Source organism: Rahnella sp. Larv3_ips (genome assembly GCF_003697865.1).
Lineage (GTDB): Bacteria > Pseudomonadota > Gammaproteobacteria > Enterobacterales > Enterobacteriaceae > Rahnella > Rahnella rivi.
The window spans coordinates 399,479-417,627 of sequence record NZ_MJIB01000004.1; the positions used below are offsets into that span (position 1 = coordinate 399,479).

The following is an 18,149-nucleotide window of genomic DNA, read 5'->3' on the forward strand; positions in this document are numbered from 1 at the left end:
ACCGGCCTGCCCGGCGGCCAGCGCCAGCCGGTCGGTGAGATCCACGTTGGTGCGCATAAAGTCAGACGCTTTGCCCCACGGAGACGATTTGGCCGCACAGTGCCAGACGGCGTCACAACCCTGCACCAGCGAGGTCAGCTGCGCCGGAGTCGCAGAGTCGAGATCGACAAAGCGGAAATCCGCCCCTGCGTCGGTGAGCATTTTCCCGACCACAAGATCACGACCTGCCGCCACCGCCTGATGCCCGGCAGCCAGCAACCACTCCGTGGCATTGCGCCCGAGCCCGCTGGTGGAGCCTGTCACTAAAATTTTCATGGGATCAGCACCATGCCGCCGAGCGTCAGACCGGCCGCGGTGCCCACCAGCGCCACCGGTTTACCCGGCGAAAAACGATCGTGGGTGAGGGCATAATGCAGCGCGGTCGGGATAGACGCCGATACCTGATTGCCGTGATGACGGTAGATATCAATCAGCACGTCTTCCGGAATGTTCAGCCGGCGGCGCATGTGTTCGAGTGAAACATGGCTGGCCTGATGCGGCACCACGGCCGCCAGATCGCCCTGCGCGCACTGCGCGGCAGACAATAACCGCGCCCAATACTCTTCGATCAGTGCAGCGGCGAGGCGGAACAGGCGCTTGCCGTCCATATGAAATAAAAAGTCACTGTCGGCGATCCCCGCACGGGGATTACGTCGGGTACCGCCTGCGCGGATATGGCACAAATCCACACCGGCCGGATAGGTTTCCATCAGGCAGGAGAGAATGCCGCTGCGCCCATCGCCCCGTTCGACAATGGCGCAGGCTGCGCCGTCGCCCAGAATAATCGACGACTCTTCATGTGCCCAGTTGATGCCCCGCGACGCAAGTTCCGCACTGACAATCGCTATCCGCTGGTAAGCACCGGTATTGAGCAAACCGGCGGCGACCTGCAACGCTGAAATGAAGCTGACGCAGCTGGCGTTGACATCAAAGGTGCTGATGCCTTCACGCAGCGGCGAGGCTTTCAATACGTGCGCCGCGCTGTAAGGCAGCGCCTGCACCGGGATCGCGGAGGCGAAAATCAGCAAATCGACGGAGTCTGCCGCAATATTTCCGCGCTCAAGCGCATCGGTGATGGCGGCCACCGCAAGCTGAACCTGCGAGGCGCGGTCATCGCCGTGGAAACGGTATTCCACGCCTGAACGCTGTTGCACATACCCTGCGGATTTCCCGAGCCGGACATCCAGTTCAGCCGATGTCACTTTATGCGCCGGGAGTGCCGCACCCGAGGAAATGATTTTAAGCGGCACCAGCGAGGGCGCTGCATGTAAATTCCTTAAAGAGTCCACATATATCCTTATGTATTTTCGATTATTTTTAGCCGGTGGTGAGTGCAAATAACCCCGGAAGGATGTGGCGGATATATTACCTGCTTTGCCCCTTTTGGGGTACATAAGCACACACGATTTAAGTGCCGCAAGTCAGGCAAACGCTTCTCGCTGCAACGGACTGCAAACCCTAAAAACTCTCTGGAAGCAGTATCCCATTCTCGTTAATTGCCTGTTTATTCTGCAGGGATATCCCGTTAACGTCTGGTCGCGGCGGTAAAACCCGCCACCGTTGCCACTTTCGGGCTGGCCGGCGGAGACGTAAAGCGTCCTGCTCCCGCCTGAGTTCCTCTTAATAGTGTAGGAACTAAAAGGGCAACTTGTGCCGCAAACGGAGTTTCGACGTGCAGTGTGGTTCGCTTTACCACTTTCAGGAGAGAGCTGTATGAAAAAGGACTGGCATCAGGCAGACATCATCGCTGCGATTAAAAAGACGGGCACAACCATGTCCGCCGTTTCCCGCCACGCCGGGCTGAGTTCCACCACGCTGTCGAATGCTTTGACGCGCAGGTGGCCTAAAGGCGAAAGATTGATTGCGGAAGCCATCGGCGTAAAAGCCGAAATCATCTGGCCGAGCCGTTACAGTTAAAGGAAATGCGGCTGACGGCACAAACCGACATATCCTGGTTTGGTTTTATGGCGGCTGAGGGGAGGACGAGGGTTCGATTCAGAAAGGGACAACAATACTTCGTGCCACCCGCTTAGCCACCGCGGAACCGTTGCGCTTTTCGCGTGCTATCAATGTCTGGCAGGGAGTGTAATGAAGTGAAAGGCGGGGTGAGTGTTGAGGGGAAAGTGTTCCCCCCGACTCTGTTTCGGTCTACACGGAGATCTTACGGACACTTTGTCCTGTCACCGTTTCCAGACCGTTTGCACCGTAGAATTTCTGCGACTGGCTGGCGTTGAGGATCGCCAGAGCTTCGGTGTTGTAGTCGATCTGTTTACCCAGCAATAATCCATTGTGCCGGTTGATCTGACTCAGATTGGTGGTCATCTGCACCACCTGCTTCCACATTGCAGCGATTTCTGGCTGACGTGAGTAGGGGGCGGATTGTTTCAGGCGTTCGTCGTGCTGACGACGTTGTTTATCAAGATAGTCTACCGTGGCCAGTAATGAGCTTTTCTGCTCGGTAATGTGTTGCAGGGCCGCTCCGTTAACGCGGCCTGAGCACAGTATCGTTTGTTCGTGATTAATCACTTGATCCAGCGCCTGCAACGTTTCAACCAGGGTAGTCATGGTCTTGATAAAGTTCTTCATCGGGCCTAATTACCTTTCAACTTAAAAATCTTTGAGATAATCCTGTGTATCTTGCAACAGCGCATCGGCAATTTTGCCTGTGTCCATTGTCAGTTTACCATCACGGATCGCCTGCTTAAGCTCGTCTACACGGGCTGAATTGATATCTTGCGCGCTTGACTGCGTCAGCGAGGTTTGTGCTTCGCTGAGGGTCACTGCGGTACCGCTGGTTTTGGTGCCTGAAACGGTTTCTTCTTTACGCGTATTCTGCACGGCGTTTTCAGAAGGGTCGCGTTGCTGGATCGGGCTGAGAGGCGACACGCCTTGAGTACGATCAATAGCCATAATTTTTTCTCCGGTAATTGCCTGTTCTGCCACGTTTATTCACTTCACAGGCCGATGAGGCAGGCTTGTGTGTAACACGAGGCGGTCAGGGCAACAGTAGGGTCTCACCCTAAAAATGCCGTCGTGTGACGACTCTGATACGTGTGTTATCGACATGTGGCGCAATAACTTTAACCTTATTGCCGAAAAAGTGACAATTTATCACTAAATCTCCACGGTGACAGACCCGTCTGAACCCACAGTACCATTGACGATCACGCCTGACGGCATTCTGATCCGGACTGATTCATTCGCTGCGGCATTGTTCATCGCTTTACCGGCGCTGGATACGTTAAACCCGCTGCCTGTTGCCTGAACCTGTACCTCCTGCCCGGCGTGCACCATCCACGGACGGCGCAGCATCGAGAGCGTCAGCGGCTGGCCGATGTTGATGTTACGCAGGGTTACGCCGTTCAGCGCCAGTTTGCTGTCTAAAACTGCTTTCGGCGGCAGAAGATCCAGTCTTCCGGTCTTTTGCTGCATATCTGCTTCTGCCAGGTGCGCGCCGGCAGGCACGTTTTTGGCCGCCACCCAATAGGTTCCGCTCACCTGCACTTTGGTCTGTACGTAGCTTTTTTTGCCGTTGCAGTTCACCGCCACCGACACATTGCCCCAGGTGCGGCTGTTCGGCGAAAGCATAAACTGCGGCGCGAGGCACTGCGGCTGCCGCGCGGCGGGCGTCGTCACCACCACAGTCACCTGCATTCCGCTTTCACTGTATTGCTGGCGGAAAAACTGCTGGATTTGCGACGTCAGCAAGGTGTCGCTGTTGGTTGAAACAGGCGCGCTTCTCACCGGTGCCGTCTGGGCAATGCTCATTTCACCGGACAGTGCCCCGAGAAGGATGCAACCCAGCGTGATACCCGTATGACGCAATGTCAGCCTGTTCATTCGCGATTCATCCTGATGGCAAAAAGTCTACTGGCGACAAGTCTACCCGCACTTTTCAATTCCTAAAGGGACAAATAGCGCCCGATTTTATGCTTATTCAGACGATAGGTTATTGACACCCGCAATTATGCTGTCCGCTCCAAAATCTCATTTGCGGAGGGCGCATGCTCGACAAATTGAACGCCGCACTACAGTTCCAACAGGAAGCGCTCAACCTGCGCGCCCAGCGGCAAGAAATACTTTCAGCCAATATCGCCAACGCCGATACCCCAGGTTATCAGGCGCGCGATATCGATTTCGCCAGTCAGTTACAGAAAGTGATGGAGCAGGGCCGCGCCAGTGGCAGCGGTATGTCTTTGTCACTGACCTCTGACCGCCACATTCCGGCATCGAACGTCCAGGCAGCCGATATGGATTTGATGTACCGGATCCCGGATCAACCTTCAGCGGACGGTAACACAGTCGATATGGACCGTGAACGTACCAACTTCGCCGATAACAGCGTGCGCTATCAGACCGATTTGACCGTCCTCGGCGGACAGGTCAAAGGAATGATGTCGGTGCTGCAAGGATAATTGCTCATGTCGATGCTTGGTATTTTTGATATCGCCGGTTCTGCGCTGGCTGCGCAGTCTCAGCGTCTGAACGTCAGCGCCAGTAACATGGCCAACGCCGACAGTGTCACCGGCCCTGATGGTCAGCCTTACAAGGCAAAACAGGTGGTCTTTCAGGTGGATGCTGCACCTGGACAGGAAACCGGTGGGGTGAAAGTGGCGCAGATCGTTGATGATCCTGCGCCGATGCGCATGGTGTACGAGCCGGGTAATCCGATGGCGGATGCCAAGGGTTACGTGCAGATGCCAAACGTAGATGTGGTCAGCGAAATGGTCAACACCATCTCCGCTTCCCGCAGTTATCAGGCCAACGTCGAGGTGCTCAATACCACCAAGTCGTTGATGATGAAAACTCTGACTCTGGGTCAATAGCGGAGCGCACCATGGCAATTACCACGTCGATTAACGACACCACGGATAACACCATCGCGGCCACCGCTGCGACGTCCACCACGGGAAGCTCGGCTGACGACCTCTCCAGCAGTTTTCTGACCCTGTTAGTGGCTCAGCTGAAAAACCAGGATCCCACCAATCCGATGGATAACAGCCAGCTGACCACCCAGTTAGCGCAAATCAGCACCGTGAGCGGCATTGAAAAACTGAACACGACGCTGGGCAGCATTTCCGGGCAAATCACCAACGGCACCTCAGTTCAGGCAAGTTCGCTGATCGGCCACGGAGTGATGGTTTCCGGCAGCACTATTTTGGTCGGCAGCGACACAGACGGCACCGTCAGCACCACGCCATTTGGCCTGGAGCTGGAAAGCGCGTCAGACAACGTGACCGCCACCATCACCGATTCTACGGGCAAAGCCGTGAAGACCATCAGCCTGGGTTCCCAGACTGCCGGTGTCCACAGCTACACCTGGGATGGCACGCAGGACGACGGCACCAAAGCCCCGAACGGCAGCTATTCCTTCAGCATCAATGCGCTGAATAACAATCAGCAAATGGTGGCAACACCGCTGAACTATGCACTGGTCAACGGCGTGATCAACAGCAAGACCGGCACCTCGCTGGATCTCGGTGTACGCGGAACGACGACAGTCGATCAGGTAAGACAGATTTTGTAATCGTTTTGCTCCTCCCTCTGCAAAGGGGGAGGCGGGGAGTGTGTATTACGGGTCGCGCCTGCGCAGCCGTGGTACCGCCCCCCAACCCTCACCGTTGCCGGAGAGGGAGCCAAAGACGCCTCTTCGCAGGGGAGGAGCTAAAGATGCATAAACACTACACAGTAAACTGGAGCTAACATGAGCTTTTCACAAGCAGTCAGCGGCCTGAGCGCAGCATCGTCCAACCTGGACGTGATCGGTAACAACATCGCCAACTCCGCGACCGTGGGTTTCAAAACCGCGACCGCTTCTTTTGCCGATATGTTCGCCGGTTCACAAACGGGGATGGGCGTTAAAGTCGCCGCAGTCACACAGAATTTCAATGACGGTACCACCACCACAACGTCCCGTGGTCTGGACGTTGCACTGAGCGGAAACGGGTTCTTCCGTCTGGCCGACAGCAGCGGCACCGTGTATTACTCGCGTAACGGCCAGCTGTCTCTCGACGCTAACCGTAATCTGGTGAACATGCAGGGTCTGAGCGTGACCGGTTATCCGGCCACCGGCACACCGCCGACTATCGCGGCCGGTGCGCAACCTGTTGCCCTGAGCGTGCCAACCACCATGATGAGCGCAAAATCGACCGTGGGTGGCACAATGGTCGCCAACCTGAACTCAACGGATACCGCGCCGAAAACCGCCACATTCAACAGCAGCGATGACACCAGCTACAACTACGTCAACAGCATCACGACGTATGACTCACTGGGTAACGCGCACGATAACAACGTCTACTTCGTGAAGTCGGCCACCCTGGCGAACAGCTGGGATGTCTACTCGCAGGACGGCAGCGTGGCAGGTTCAACCGCCGCCAAAATCGGCTCTCTGAACTTCACCACCAGCGGCGCACTGACCAGCACCAGCTCCGCCACTGGCGCTGCGCAAACCGGTCTGACCCTGACCTTACCGATGAACACCGCCACCAACGGCGCGGTCCCCGGGCAGACCGTTGCACTGGACTTCACCGGCAGTATCCAGCAGAGCACCGGCAGCAACAGCATCGGTTCCCTGACGCAGGATGGCTATGCCGCAGGCCAGATGACCGGTTACACCATCAATAACGACGGCACCATCACCGGCACTTACTCCAACCAGAAAACGCAGTTACTCGGCCAGATCGTGCTGAGCTCCTTCTCTAACCCGGAAGGCCTGAAATCTGAAGGCGATAACGTCTGGACTGCAACCTCCTCTTCCGGTCAGCCCGTAAACGGCATCGCCAGCGAAGGCGGTTTCGCCAGCATCACCAGTGGCGCGCTGGAATCTTCCAACGTCGATCTGAGTGCCGAACTGGTGAACATGATCGTTGCTCAGCGTAACTATCAGTCGAATGCGCAAACCATCAAAACTCAGGACTCCATCCTGAACACGCTGGTTAACCTGCGCTAACGCGCGATAAAACTCGATAGGGCAGCACTATGGATCACGCTATCTACACCGCGATGGGCGCAGCCAGCCAGACGCTGGTTCAGCAGTCGGTCACGTCAAGTAACCTGGCAAACGCCTCGACGCCGGGATTTCGCGCGCAGCTTTTAGCGATGCGCGCGGTACCGGTGGACGGCCAGAGTCTGGACACCCGCACACTGGTCACCGCGTCCACGCCGGGCGCAGACATGTCGCAGGGGAAACTTAACTACACGGGCCGTCCGCTGGATGTTGCCTTACAGCAGGACGGTTTCCTCGCGGTGCAGATGCCTGATGGCTCTGAAGCCTATACCCGTAACGGTGACATGCAGGTGTCTCCCACTAACCAGCTGACCGTTCAGGGTCATCCGGTGATGGGCGACAACGGGCCGATTGAAGTGCCGCCCAACTCGCAGCTGACCATCTCTGCGGACGGCACCATTGCCGTGCTGGAAGCCGGCGCTGATCCCAACACCATGGGGCAGCTCGGTAAACTGAAACTGGTAAAAGCCACCGGGAGCGAAGTGACGCGAGGCGATGACGGCATGTTCCGTCTGACGCCGGAAACGGCACAGGCCCGTGGGAATGCGCTTGCCGCCGACCCGACCATTCACGTGATGCCCGGAACCCTTGAAGGCAGCAACGTGAAACCGGTCGAAACCATGGTTGACATGATCGCCAACGCCCGTCGCTTTGAGATGCAGATGAAAGTCATCCACAGCGTCGATGAAAATGAACAACGCGCCAATAATCTGCTGTCACTGACCTGATGATGGCAGAGGAGTAACGACATGATCCCATCGCTTTATATCGCGAAAACCGGTCTGGATGCACAGCAGACCAATATGGACGTCATCGCCAACAACCTGGCGAACGTCAGCACCAACGGCTTTAAACGCCAGCGTGCGGTTTTTGAAGATTTGCTGTACCAGACAATCCGCCAGCCGGGCGCGCAGTCGTCTGAACAGACGAACCTGCCTTCCGGTTTGCAGATCGGTACCGGTGTTCGCCCTGTCTCCACTGAACGTCTGTTCTCGCAGGGCAACCTGTCGCAGACCAGCAACAGTAAAGATATCGCCGTAAAAGGTGAGGGCTTCTTCCAGGTCCAGCTGCCTGACGGCACCACCGCCTATACCCGTGACGGCTCTTTCCAGGTGGATCAGAACGGTCAGCTGGTCACGTCCAGCGGCTATCAGGTCATTCCTGCGATCACCATCCCGACCAACGCGCTCAGCATGACCGTTGGCCGTGACGGGATCGTCAGCGTCACCCAGCAGGGGCAGACGGCAGCCCAGCAGGTCGGTCAGCTGACGCTGAGCACCTTTATCAACAACAGCGGCCTGGAATCTATGGGTGAAAACCTGTACCAGGAAACCCAAAGCTCCGGCGCGCCGACAGAAAGCACGCCGGGTCTGAACGGCGCTGGCCTGTTGTATCAGGGCTATGTTGAAACCTCGAACGTTAACGTGGCGGAAGAACTGGTCAACATGATCCAGACGCAACGTGCGTACGAAATCAACAGTAAAGCGGTGTCCACATCGGACGAAATGCTGCAGAAACTTTCGCAGCTGTAATCTTTGCCGCCCTTACCGGCACTCTGCGGTCAGGGCGGGAAAAACAAGAGGACAGGGGCGGAAACGTGCCTGTCCTGTACGGTTTCTGATTCCTGTCAGGTCGATTTTTTTAAGGCGATAACTGTGGTGACCAAAAAAATAACGTCGGTAAAGACTTCTCTTGTAAACCGACCAGGCAAGCTGGCGCTGCCGCTGTTAGTGACGTTACTGGCGAACGGTTGCGCGTATTTTCCGCATACCCCGCTGGTCCCTGGCACAACCACAGCTCAGCCTGCGCCAGCCGCACCGCCGGTTCCTAACGGTTCGATTTTCCAGTCAGTTCAGCCGATGAACTACGGTTATCAGCCTTTGTTCGAAGACCGTCGTCCGCGCAATATCGGCGATACCCTGACCATTGTGTTGCAGGAAAACGTCAGTGCGAGCAAAAGCTCCTCGGCCAACGCCAGCCGCAACGGCTCCACCAAGTTTGGCTTTGATACCACACCGCGTTATCTGGAAGGCCTGTTCGGCAACGCCCGTGCGGCGGTGGATACCTCCGGCGATAACACCTTTGCAGGCAAAGGCGGCGCAGCGGCCAATAACAGCTTCACCGGCACATTGACCGTGACCGTCAGCGAAGTGCTGGCAAACGGCAACCTGAAAGTGGTCGGTGAGAAACAAATCGAAATTAATCAGGGAACCGAGTTCATCCGGTTCTCCGGTGTCGTCAACCCACGCACCATCAGCGGCGCGAATGCGGTGATCTCCACACAGGTGGCGGATGCGCGTATCGAGTACGTGGGCAATGGCTACATCAATGAAGCGCAGAACATGGGCTGGTTGCAGCGGTTCTTCCTAAACTTATCGCCGTTATAACGAGGCAATCATGCGAAAAATTCTTTCCGGTATCTTCTGTCTGGCGATGTCCGCCCTGGTGATACTGCCCGCATCAGCCGATCGTATTCGTGATTTGACCACGGTACAGGGCGTGCGTGATAACGCCCTGATCGGCTACGGCTTAGTTGTCGGCCTCGACGGTACCGGTGACCAGACCACGCAGACGCCTTTCACCACCCAAACGCTGACCAACATGCTCTCGCAGCTGGGGATCACCGTTCCCGCTGGCACCAACATGCAGCTGAAAAACGTTGCCGCGGTGATGGTAACCGCCAAGATGCCACCGTTCTCCCGCGCCGGTCAGGCCATCGACGTGGTGGTGTCCTCCATGGGTAACGCCAAAAGTATTCGCGGCGGCACCCTGCTGATGACCCCGATGAAAGGGGTGGATAATCAGGTTTACGCGCTGGCGCAGGGTAACGTGCTGGTCGGCGGTGCCGGGGCTTCTGCCGGGGGCAGCAGCGTGACGGTTAACCAGGTGTCCGGCGGACGTATCACCGGCGGCGCCACCATTGAACGCGAACTGCCAAGCACCTTCGGCACCGAAGGCGTGATCAGTCTGCAACTTAATGACGAAGATTTTAATCTGGCGCAGCAAGTCAGCGATGCCATCAACCGTCAGGGAATGGGCGTGGCCTCTGCCCTGGATTCACGCAATATTCAGATTGTGGTGCCGCGCGGCAATGTCTCGCAGGTGCGCATTCTGGCGCAGATTCAGAACATAGAAGTCAACGTCGGGCCGATGGATGCGAAAGTGATCATCAACTCCCGTACCGGCTCGGTGGTAATGAACCGCGACGTGACGCTGGACAGCTGTGCCGTCGCGCAGGGCAACCTTTCCGTGGTGGTGGATCGCCAGAACGACGTCAGCCAGCCGAATACGCCATTCGGTGGCGGTCAGACGGTGGTGACGCCAAACACCAATATTTCTGTACGTCAGTCCGGCGGCTCAATCCAGCAGGTGCGTTCGAGCGCCAGCCTGAATAACGTGGTGCGTACTCTGAACGCGTTAGGCGCGACGCCTATCGATCTGATGTCTATTTTGCAGGCCATGAAAACAGCCGGTTGCCTGCGCGCTGATTTGGAAATTATCTGATGAGCGATTTGATGTCGATGTCCGGGGCAGCGTATGACGCGCAGTCCCTGAACAAACTGAAGCGGGATGTGGCGCAGGATCCTCAGGCGCACATCCGGGAAGTGGCGAAACAGTTTGAAGGGGTGTTCGTGCAGATGATGCTGAAAAGTATGCGTCAGGCCCTGCCCGAAGGCGGATTGCTCAGCAGTGAGCAAACCAAGCTTTATACATCGATGTACGATCAGCAAATTGCGCAGGACATGTCCAACAAAGGGTTGGGCATGGCAGACATGATGGTGGAACAGCTGAGCGGCGGCACCAAACAGCCCTCAGAGCTGGCGGGCACCGTGCCGATGGCGCTGGACAACGAAGTGCTGAAAACCCTGCCGATTCAGGCGATGGAACAGTACCTGCGTAAAGCCATCCCGACGGCACCTGACCGCACCACCAGCGGCGCGCCGTTGTCTCAGGGCAGCGGCCAGTTCGTCTCGAACCTGAGCATTCCGGCGCAGGTGGCCAGTAAAGACAGCGGCATCCCGCATCAGCTGATCATGGCGCAGGCCGCGCTGGAGTCCGGCTGGGGGCAACGTGAAATTCCCACCAGCGACGGCAAACGCAGCTTTAACCTGTTCGGCATCAAAGCCGGCAGCAGCTGGGACGGCCCGACCACCCAGATCACCACCACCGAATATTCCAACGGTGTGGCGAAAAAAGTCCAGGCCAGCTTCCGCGTTTACGGCTCTTATGTGGAAGCCATCAGCGATTACATCAAATTGCTGACCAATAACCCGCGCTATGCGCAGGTCGCCTCGGCCAGCACGCCTGAACAGGCGGCACATGCGCTGCAAAAAGCGGGCTATGCCACAGACCCGAATTACGCCGACAAACTGGTGAGTGTTATCCAGAAAATCAAAGGCGCGGGCGAGCAGGCAGTGAAAGCCTACAGCCATGATCTCAAAGATATTTTCTGATATGCACGTTCTAAATGGCAACCTCCTCTCAGACCTGAAAAAAGTTTGAAAGCGGTTGCCATTTTTTTCTCAAGTTTTCGCAGTCGAAGCCGATAACCAGATCAATATGGGAAAAGGGCCAGCCCCCGACCCGAACCCTTTAATTATCCGGCGGTAAAATTTTACACCGGCAGCCAAAAGGTCACTCATGTCCAGTAGCTTAATCAATACCGCAATGAGCGGACTGAACGCAGCGCAGGCTGCGCTCAGCACCACCGGTAATAACATCGCTAACGTCAGTGTGGCCGGTTATAACCGCCAGACAACGATCATCAATCAAAGCAACGGCACCGCGACGGGCGCAGGCTATATCGGTAACGGCGTCACCGTCACCGGCATTAACCGCGAGTACAACGCCTTTGTGGTGACGCAGTTACTGGGTTCCAGCGCCACCAGCAGCGCGTTATCGACCCAACTGGGCCAGGCAAGCTCCATTGATGACTTGCTGGGTGACAGCTCAACGGGCATTGATGCCACCATGGCGACCTTCTTCAAGGGCCTGCAAACCCTGACCAGCAACGCCAGCGACAGCTCCGCGCGTCAGGCTGTGTTGGGCGAAGCACAAGGGCTGACCGCGCAGTTCACCAGTTCAGCAAAATACCTGAACGACATGAACACCGCCGTTAACCAGCAGATCTCGCAGAACGTTGATCAGATCAACACGTTCGCCTCGCAGATTGCCAAATTGAACACGCAGATCACCACCACGCGCGGCAGCACCGGGCAGGAGCCTAATGCGCTGCTCGATCAACGCGATCAGCTGGTCAGCAAGCTTAACGACATTACCGGTGTCACCGTCACGCAGCAGGATGGCGATACCTACAACGTCTCCTTTGCCAACGGCGTGCCACTGGTGAGCGGTGGAAATGCTAAAACTGTGGTGGCCGTCGCCTCCAGTGCAGATCCGACCAAAATGACCGTGGGCATGACGCAGCCGGATGGCTCCGTGTCGCAGATCCAGGAAAGCCGCATGACCACCGGTTCTCTCGGTGGCGCGTTGTCTTTCCGCAAAGATAACCTGGAACCGGCCATCAACCAGTTAGGTCAGTTAGCGCTGACGATGGCTGACAGCTTCAACACCACCAACAAAGCCGGTTTCGACCTCAATGGCACCCAGGGAACGGATTTCTTCACCTTCACCGGCGCAACCACGGTAGGCAACACCAAAAACCAGGGTACGGCGGATGTGAGCGTGGCCTACACCGACACGTCAGCGGTTAAAGCCAGCGATTACACCATGGCTTATAACGGCAGCAGCTGGGATGTGACCCGCGTTTCCGACGGGGCAAAAATCACGCCGACCACAGGCCCGAATGACAGCAACGGTAACCCGACGATGGAATTCGACGGCCTGTCCGTTTCTGTCAGCGGCACCCCGTCAACCAAAGACAGTTTCACCATCAAAACGGTGAGTAATGTGGCGGGCAGTGTGAATGTCGCGATCAGCGATTCTTCACTGATCGCCGCTGCGGGCTCAGCAGACACCGGCGTCAGCGATAACACCAACGCGCAGAAAATGCTGAATCTGCAAACCGCCAAACTGGTGGAAGGTAAATCAACCTTGTCCGGCGCGTATGCCAGCCTGGTCAGCAACGTGGGGAACCAGGTCAGCACACTGACTACCACCAATACCGCGCAGGCCAACATTGTGACCCAGCTGACCGCACAGCAGCAGTCTATCTCCGGGGTTAACCTCGATGAGGAATACGGCGATCTGCAACGTTACCAGCAATATTATCTGGCGAACGCGCAGGTCGTGCAGACGGCTTCGACGATTTTCGACGCGATCATCAACCTTCGCTGATACCGCCGCCTTCAGGCCGCTGGTGTTTAGAACGTATTATTTGAACTGATAAGGAACTGATGCCATGCGCCTTAGTACCAATATGATTTATCAACAAAACATGGATGCGGTTCTGGATGGTCAGAACCGTTTTCAGGCCACCGGTTTACAGCTGTCTACCGGTTCTAAAGTGAGCAAGCCTTCGGACGATCCGCTGGCGGCATCGCAGGCCGTATTGGTTCGTCAGGCATCTGCTGAAAACAAACAGTTTTCAGTGGCGCGCACTTTCGCTAATCAGAGCATGAGTCAGGAAGAATCGATTCTCTCCAGTGTGACCAGCACGATTCAGGACGCGCAGACGCTGATCGTTCAGGCCGGTGACGGCTCGTTAAGCGATGATGACCGTTCTTCTCTGGCGACCAAACTCGAAAGCCTGAAGTCTCAGCTGCTCAACATGTCGAACAGCACCGACGGTAATGGCCGCTATATTTTTGCCGGTTATAAGAGTGATACACCGCCGTTTACGCAAGATGCGACCACGGGTGCAGTGTCTTATTCGGGCGGCACAACGGCCATCACTCAGCAGGTGGATGCCAGCCGTACCATGACCATCAACCACACCGGTAATGAAGTTTTCCAGACCCTGACCGGTGATGCGAAAGCGGAACCCAACGGTGACCCCAGCGAGCCCGATATCTTCAAAACCATTGATGGTGCGCTGAAAGCCCTGAAAACGCCGTCTGCGGATTACACCACCGACACCGAGTACACGGACGCGATTGGTAAAGCCAACCGTGGCCTGAGCAACTCACTGAACAACGTGTTGTCTGTGCGTTCAGAGCTGGGTACGCAGATGAGTGAGCTGGACACGCTGGATACGCTCGGTGATAACCGTGAAGTGACCAACGCCAGCAAGCTGAGTGATTTGGTGGACACCGACTGGACGTCAGCAATTTCGACTTATACGCTGCAGCAGGTTGCGCTTCAGGCGTCTTATAAGACGTACAGCACCATGCAGGGCATGTCACTGTTTCAGATGAATTCGTAATCCCTCCTGCGCGGCTTCGCGCAAGATATCTCCTCTTCGTTATCGACTGCCTGCCCGTTTTAACGCGGGCAGGCAGGCTGTTTTCTGACTGTACTTAAACCGGGTACTTTCAGTTTTGTATGTCACTTTTTCTAAGGTTGAAGTGACATACTCTTTTTCCTCGTCATGCCTCTGGTCAGCTCATCCAAACAACGCTAACAGTACCGGGAACAGGAACGGGGCGAGCAGGGAAGTGATAATCCCGCAAATCACCAGTGCAAGTGAGCTGAACGCGCCTTCCTGATAATCCATTTCCGCACAGCGTGCAGTGCCGAGTGCGTGCGACGCAGTACCCATCGCCAGGCCGCGCGACGCCTTAGTGGTGATCTTCAGCAGATTCAAAATACTGTGGCCGAAAACGGCGCCGAGGATCCCGACGAAGATCACGCACACGGCGCTGATAGCAGGAATACCGTTGATGGATTGCGCTGTCGCCATTGCAATCGGCGTGGTGACGGATTTCGGTAATACCGATGCGGCGATCTGCGGTGTTGCCCCCATCCACAAGGCAATGGCGGTACCGGTAACCATCGCCACCACGCTGCCGATAAAGCAGATGCTGATAATGGATTTCCAGCGCGCGCGGATCTGGTGTAGCTGTTCGTACAACGGAAACGCCAGTGCCACCACGGCGGGTTGCAGCAAATCGTTAAGGATTTTGCTGCCCGCAAAATAGCGTGCGTAAGGGATGTTGGTCACCAGCAGCAAAGGAATAATCACCACCATCGACATCAGCAACGGGTTAAGCAGCGGCATTTTGAGCCTGATCGCCAGTTTGCGGGTAGCGAAAAAGACCAGCAGCGTCAGCGGCAAAGACCACAGAATATCAATCATTTTTTTCCTCCGCGCTTTCCTTAATTGTCCCGCGATCGCCGTGAATATAGTGGGAGCAATAGGCCACCACCAGCAGCACCACCAGCGTACTCACCAGGCAAGACACCACCAGCGGACCGAACTGCGTACGCAACTGCTCGTAATAATTCATCACCCCGACGCCGATAGGAACGAACAACAACGCCATGTAGCGGATCAGCACGTTGCAGCCGGGTTTGACCCATTTAAACGGCAGAATTTGTGTTGAGAGCAGGCAAAACAAAATCAGCATCCCGATAATGCTGCCGGGGATAGTGAGAGGCAAAAGAGAGGAAATGGCGTTACCGGCGAATAAACACAGGTAAATCAGAATAAACGCCCGAATATATTGAAATGCCAGAGAGACTGCGTTGCTCATGGTGTTTCACCCAGTTGAATGATGCATTCATCATACAATTAAGATGTGATCTGTGCCACATAACTCAGTATGAAATTTAGGAATGAAGTGTATTCCAAATGGGGGCGTCTTGGCGCGGGGAAAGTGTTAAGCAGGGAGGAGGGGGGTTAAATTCAACTTCAAGGTCAAGACCGTGGGTTGCCACCCACACCGGCCTTAGGGGTGGCTTATCGCCGCCACCCCTAAGAACCCCAGGCTCTTTTCACTGCGCGCTGCCGCTTGCTGGCTATGTTTCAGCGGCTCCTCCTATTGCCGCAAACGCCGCCGCTGCGCGGTCCTCTCATTTCAGGTTCGGACCCGCTCGGAAAAATACCCTCGCGGTTTCTCACCGTTCATTCGACGTCGTTTTGAGCGCGGCCTAAGGCTATGTAAAACAAATATTTTTCTCCTTCTGCGATGTGGAAGGAGGAAAGCAGAATCAAACACATCGTTTTGACTTTAAAAATGCCATTGGCCGCACTCAAAAATCACGCCGGAGGGAGTGGTGGAAAACCGCGCGTGTTTTTGCGCGGGTTGTAACCCGAGCGGAGGGCACCGCGCAGCGGCGGGATTTTGCGGCAATAGGAGGAGTGTCTGAAACATAGCCCGCGAGCGGCAGCGCGCAGTTAAAAAAACGCGGGATTGTTAAGGGGCGCGTTTACGCCCCTTAACCCGGTGTGGGCCGGCGCCCACGACCTTGACCTTGATGCAGCGCGCAGCGGCGCGATTTTGCGGCAATAGCCGGAGCCACTGAAACATAGCCCGCGAGCGGCAGCGCGCAGTTAAAAAAAACGCGGGATTGTTAAGGGGCGCGTTTACGCCCCTTAACCCGGTGTGGGCCGGCGCCCACGACCTTGACCTTGATGCAGCGCGCAGCGGCCGGATTTTGCGGCAATAGCCGGAGCCGCTGAAACACAGCCTGCGAGCGGCAGCGCGCAGTTAAAAAGACGTGGGAGAGGGGCCCGTCCTGGCCCCTTTTGGCCGGTTTGGGCGGCGAGCCCAAGGTTTTAACGTTGAAGAATTGGCTGAAGCCACTATCACATCAAGTCTTCAAGCCGCTTATACAACTCCCTGAATACCTCGCGGCGGGCGCCATACGCAGTATGTCTCTGCGCGTCGGGTTGATGCACCTGTTCAAGCGGCAGTTCCGGCAGGAACTGCTCCACCGGTTTGCCCGGATTTCCGGCGATTTGCGCCAGTCTTGCCGCGCCCAGCGCTGGACCGACGTCGCCACCCGTGCGGTATTCCAGTGTCTGACCGCTGATATCCGCCAGCATTTGCCGCCAGTAAGGGCTGCGTGCGCCGCCGCCGATCAGCGTAATGCTTTTCGGCTTCAGGCCGGTGGCATGTAACACATCCATGCCATCGGCGAGCGCGAAACCGACGCCTTCGAGAACCGCGCGGGCGATATCCGCCGGACCGTGCTGGTGCGTCAGGCCGAAGAGGGTGCCTTTGGCATTCGGGTTATTGTGCGGGGTGCGTTCGCCGGAAAGATACGGCAGGAACCAGACCGGTGAATCTGCCGGTGGCGTGTTCTCTGCCAGCGCGATAAGTTCTGCAACAGAAGCCGTGCCGGTGAGGTTTGCGGCCCAGTCAAGACAGGAGGCGGCGCTGAGCATCACTGACATCAGATGCCAGGTGTCGGGTAATGCATGACAGAAACTGTGAACGGCCTGCTGCGGATTACTCAGGAACCCGTCGCTGACCGCGAAATAGACGCCGGATGTACCGAGTGACAACATCGCTTGTCCGGTTTTATATAAACCGACGCCGACGGCACCTGCGGCATTATCCCCACCGCCTGCGATGACGGGCACGCAATCCATGCCCCAGCGTGCGGCCAGTTCTGGCAGCAGCTGGCCGGTGATCTCATTGCCTTCAAACAGTGCAGGCATATGCTGACGCGTCAGGCCGGTGGCGGCGAGCATACTGTCGCTCCAGTCACGGTTGGCCACGTCAAGCCACATTGTGCCAGCGGCATCAGACATGTCGCTGGCAAAAACGCCGGTCATTAACAGACGCAGGTAATCTTTTGGCAGTAATACTTTGTCGATTTTGGCAAACAAGGCCGGTTCGTTTTCACGCAGCCAAAGCAGTTTTGGTGCGGTGAAGCCCGGCATCATCAGGTTGCCGGTGATACGGCGCGAATCAGGAACGGCGGCTTCCAGTTGCTGGCACTGGCTGAAACTGCGGCCATCATTCCAGAGAATGGCCGGACGCAGGACGTTTTGCCCGGCATCCAGCACGGTTGCGCCATGCATCTGCCCGGTGATCCCGATCGCTTTAACCTGTTTTAACGGGTGACGCGTCGAGAGTGCTGAAATCGCGTTGCCGGTGGCTGTCCACCAGTCGGCGGGATCTTGTTCTGACCATAACGGGTGGGGGCGGGAAAGGGTTAACGCCTCACTGTGGCTGGCAACCACCTGACCCTCTTCACTGAGTAAAATCACTTTAACGCCAGAGGTGCCGAGATCTATACCGAGATACAT

General features: G+C 56.4%; 20 protein-coding genes. 12 read left to right on the forward strand and 8 right to left on the reverse strand.

Going from position 1 to position 18,149, the window contains the following annotated elements:
- Positions 1 to 315: NAD(P)-dependent oxidoreductase (locus tag ED901_RS04260; RefSeq protein ID WP_162997809.1), on the reverse strand; the 315-nt coding region annotated here is incomplete at its 3' end.
- On the reverse strand, positions 312 to 1,328 hold the full coding sequence (locus tag ED901_RS04265) for a 3-oxoacyl-[acyl-carrier-protein] synthase III C-terminal domain-containing protein (protein ID WP_240993866.1): 1,017 nt from the start codon (positions 1,326 to 1,328) through the stop codon (positions 312 to 314). The genes ED901_RS04265 and ED901_RS04260, both read right to left, overlap by 4 nt.
- 424 nt (positions 1,329 to 1,752) lie before the next feature.
- Here ED901_RS04265 and ED901_RS04270 point away from each other — a divergent pair, with 424 nt between their 5' ends.
- Positions 1,753 to 1,956, forward strand: coding sequence for a helix-turn-helix transcriptional regulator (locus ED901_RS04270; RefSeq protein ID WP_056769729.1), 204 nt, complete (start codon positions 1,753 to 1,755; stop codon positions 1,954 to 1,956).
- Between the two features lie 231 nt (positions 1,957 to 2,187).
- Here ED901_RS04270 and ED901_RS04275 read toward each other — a convergent pair whose 3' ends face one another.
- From ED901_RS04275 to flgA, 3 genes are all read right to left on the reverse strand, one after another.
- Complete coding sequence (locus ED901_RS04275; protein WP_056769734.1) at positions 2,188 to 2,625, reverse strand: flagella synthesis protein FlgN; 438 nt, start codon at positions 2,623 to 2,625, stop codon at positions 2,188 to 2,190.
- 21 nt (positions 2,626 to 2,646) lie between these two features.
- On the reverse strand, positions 2,647 to 2,949 hold the full coding sequence (gene flgM / locus ED901_RS04280; RefSeq protein ID WP_056769736.1) for a flagellar biosynthesis anti-sigma factor FlgM: 303 nt from the start codon (positions 2,947 to 2,949) through the stop codon (positions 2,647 to 2,649).
- Positions 2,950 to 3,153: 204 nt separating this feature from the next.
- Positions 3,154 to 3,879 carry a flagellar basal body P-ring formation chaperone FlgA gene (gene flgA, locus ED901_RS04285; protein WP_122094996.1) on the reverse strand — a complete coding sequence of 242 codons (726 nt, stop codon included), beginning with the start codon at positions 3,877 to 3,879 and terminating at the stop codon, positions 3,154 to 3,156.
- Between the two features lie 164 nt (positions 3,880 to 4,043).
- On the opposite strand from flgA, the gene flgB reads away from it, so the two are divergent.
- The 11 genes from flgB (at position 4,044) to flgL (ending at position 14,372) form a co-directional block, all read left to right on the forward strand.
- Positions 4,044 to 4,454, forward strand: coding sequence for a flagellar basal body rod protein FlgB (flgB, locus tag ED901_RS04290; protein WP_056769737.1), 411 nt, complete (start codon positions 4,044 to 4,046; stop codon positions 4,452 to 4,454).
- Between the two features lie 6 nt (positions 4,455 to 4,460).
- Positions 4,461 to 4,865, forward strand: a complete 405-nt coding sequence (gene flgC, locus ED901_RS04295) for a flagellar basal body rod protein FlgC (protein WP_056769739.1) — start codon at positions 4,461 to 4,463, stop codon at positions 4,863 to 4,865.
- An 11-nt stretch (positions 4,866 to 4,876) separates the two neighbouring features.
- Positions 4,877 to 5,566, forward strand: coding sequence for a flagellar hook assembly protein FlgD (flgD, locus tag ED901_RS04300; protein WP_056769742.1), 690 nt, complete (start codon positions 4,877 to 4,879; stop codon positions 5,564 to 5,566).
- A gap of 177 nt (positions 5,567 to 5,743) precedes the next feature.
- Entirely contained in the window at positions 5,744 to 6,991 is a 1,248-nt protein-coding gene (flgE, locus tag ED901_RS04305; RefSeq protein WP_122094997.1) for a flagellar hook protein FlgE, read from the forward strand.
- A gap of 29 nt (positions 6,992 to 7,020) precedes the next feature.
- Entirely contained in the window at positions 7,021 to 7,776 is a 756-nt protein-coding gene (locus ED901_RS04310; RefSeq protein ID WP_056769745.1) for a flagellar basal body rod protein FlgF, read from the forward strand.
- A gap of 21 nt (positions 7,777 to 7,797) precedes the next feature.
- Positions 7,798 to 8,580 carry a flagellar basal-body rod protein FlgG gene (gene flgG / locus ED901_RS04315; protein ID WP_056769747.1) on the forward strand — a complete coding sequence of 261 codons (783 nt, stop codon included), beginning with the start codon at positions 7,798 to 7,800 and terminating at the stop codon, positions 8,578 to 8,580.
- A 138-nt stretch (positions 8,581 to 8,718) separates the two neighbouring features.
- Positions 8,719 to 9,435: a flagellar basal body L-ring protein FlgH gene (locus ED901_RS04320; RefSeq protein WP_122095614.1), complete on the forward strand. Its 717-nt coding sequence runs from the start codon at positions 8,719 to 8,721 to the stop codon at positions 9,433 to 9,435.
- A gap of 10 nt (positions 9,436 to 9,445) precedes the next feature.
- On the forward strand, positions 9,446 to 10,552 hold the full coding sequence (locus ED901_RS04325) for a flagellar basal body P-ring protein FlgI (RefSeq protein ID WP_056769751.1): 1,107 nt from the start codon (positions 9,446 to 9,448) through the stop codon (positions 10,550 to 10,552).
- Positions 10,552 to 11,502, forward strand: coding sequence for a flagellar assembly peptidoglycan hydrolase FlgJ (gene flgJ, locus ED901_RS04330; RefSeq protein WP_122094999.1), 951 nt, complete (start codon positions 10,552 to 10,554; stop codon positions 11,500 to 11,502). The genes ED901_RS04325 and flgJ overlap by 1 nt, the downstream gene beginning before the upstream one ends.
- Before the next feature lie 187 nt (positions 11,503 to 11,689).
- On the forward strand, positions 11,690 to 13,345 hold the full coding sequence (gene flgK / locus ED901_RS04335) for a flagellar hook-associated protein FlgK (protein ID WP_122095001.1): 1,656 nt from the start codon (positions 11,690 to 11,692) through the stop codon (positions 13,343 to 13,345).
- 64 nt (positions 13,346 to 13,409) lie between these two features.
- Positions 13,410 to 14,372: a flagellar hook-associated protein FlgL gene (gene flgL, locus ED901_RS04340; protein WP_056769756.1), complete on the forward strand. Its 963-nt coding sequence runs from the start codon at positions 13,410 to 13,412 to the stop codon at positions 14,370 to 14,372.
- A 180-nt stretch (positions 14,373 to 14,552) separates the two neighbouring features.
- Here the strand turns inward: flgL and ED901_RS04345 are convergent, their stop codons facing one another.
- The 3 genes from ED901_RS04345 to xylB form a co-directional block, all read right to left on the reverse strand.
- Entirely contained in the window at positions 14,553 to 15,245 is a 693-nt protein-coding gene (locus tag ED901_RS04345) for a CidB/LrgB family autolysis modulator (protein ID WP_056769757.1), read from the reverse strand.
- Entirely contained in the window at positions 15,238 to 15,642 is a 405-nt protein-coding gene (locus ED901_RS04350; RefSeq protein WP_122095003.1) for a CidA/LrgA family protein, read from the reverse strand. The genes ED901_RS04345 and ED901_RS04350 overlap by 8 nt, the downstream gene beginning before the upstream one ends.
- Before the next feature lie 1,055 nt (positions 15,643 to 16,697).
- On the reverse strand, positions 16,698 to 18,149 hold the full coding sequence (gene xylB / locus ED901_RS04355) for a xylulokinase (RefSeq protein WP_122095005.1): 1,452 nt from the start codon (positions 18,147 to 18,149) through the stop codon (positions 16,698 to 16,700).

Bases quoted from the DNA above. Each gene is read 5' to 3' on its own strand.
- ED901_RS04270 (WP_056769729.1), top strand. From the start codon at position 1,753: ATGAAAAAGGACTGGCATCAGGCAGACATCATCGCTGCGATTAAAAAG.
- ED901_RS04275 (WP_056769734.1), bottom strand. From the start codon at position 2,625: ATGAAGAACTTTATCAAGACCATGACTACCCTGGTTGAAACGTTGCAG.
- flgM (WP_056769736.1), bottom strand. From the start codon at position 2,949: ATGGCTATTGATCGTACTCAAGGCGTGTCGCCTCTCAGCCCGATCCAG.
- flgA (WP_122094996.1), bottom strand. From the start codon at position 3,879: ATGAACAGGCTGACATTGCGTCATACGGGTATCACGCTGGGTTGCATC.
- flgB (WP_056769737.1), top strand. From the start codon at position 4,044: ATGCTCGACAAATTGAACGCCGCACTACAGTTCCAACAGGAAGCGCTC.
- flgC (WP_056769739.1), top strand. From the start codon at position 4,461: ATGTCGATGCTTGGTATTTTTGATATCGCCGGTTCTGCGCTGGCTGCG.
- flgD (WP_056769742.1), top strand. From the start codon at position 4,877: ATGGCAATTACCACGTCGATTAACGACACCACGGATAACACCATCGCG.
- flgE (WP_122094997.1), top strand. From the start codon at position 5,744: ATGAGCTTTTCACAAGCAGTCAGCGGCCTGAGCGCAGCATCGTCCAAC.
- ED901_RS04310 (WP_056769745.1), top strand. From the start codon at position 7,021: ATGGATCACGCTATCTACACCGCGATGGGCGCAGCCAGCCAGACGCTG.
- flgG (WP_056769747.1), top strand. From the start codon at position 7,798: ATGATCCCATCGCTTTATATCGCGAAAACCGGTCTGGATGCACAGCAG.
- ED901_RS04325 (WP_056769751.1), top strand. From the start codon at position 9,446: ATGCGAAAAATTCTTTCCGGTATCTTCTGTCTGGCGATGTCCGCCCTG.
- flgJ (WP_122094999.1), top strand. From the start codon at position 10,552: ATGAGCGATTTGATGTCGATGTCCGGGGCAGCGTATGACGCGCAGTCC.
- flgK (WP_122095001.1), top strand. From the start codon at position 11,690: ATGTCCAGTAGCTTAATCAATACCGCAATGAGCGGACTGAACGCAGCG.
- flgL (WP_056769756.1), top strand. From the start codon at position 13,410: ATGCGCCTTAGTACCAATATGATTTATCAACAAAACATGGATGCGGTT.
- ED901_RS04345 (WP_056769757.1), bottom strand. From the start codon at position 15,245: ATGATTGATATTCTGTGGTCTTTGCCGCTGACGCTGCTGGTCTTTTTC.
- ED901_RS04350 (WP_122095003.1), bottom strand. From the start codon at position 15,642: ATGAGCAACGCAGTCTCTCTGGCATTTCAATATATTCGGGCGTTTATT.
- xylB (WP_122095005.1), bottom strand. From the start codon at position 18,149: ATGTATCTCGGTATAGATCTCGGCACCTCTGGCGTTAAAGTGATTTTA.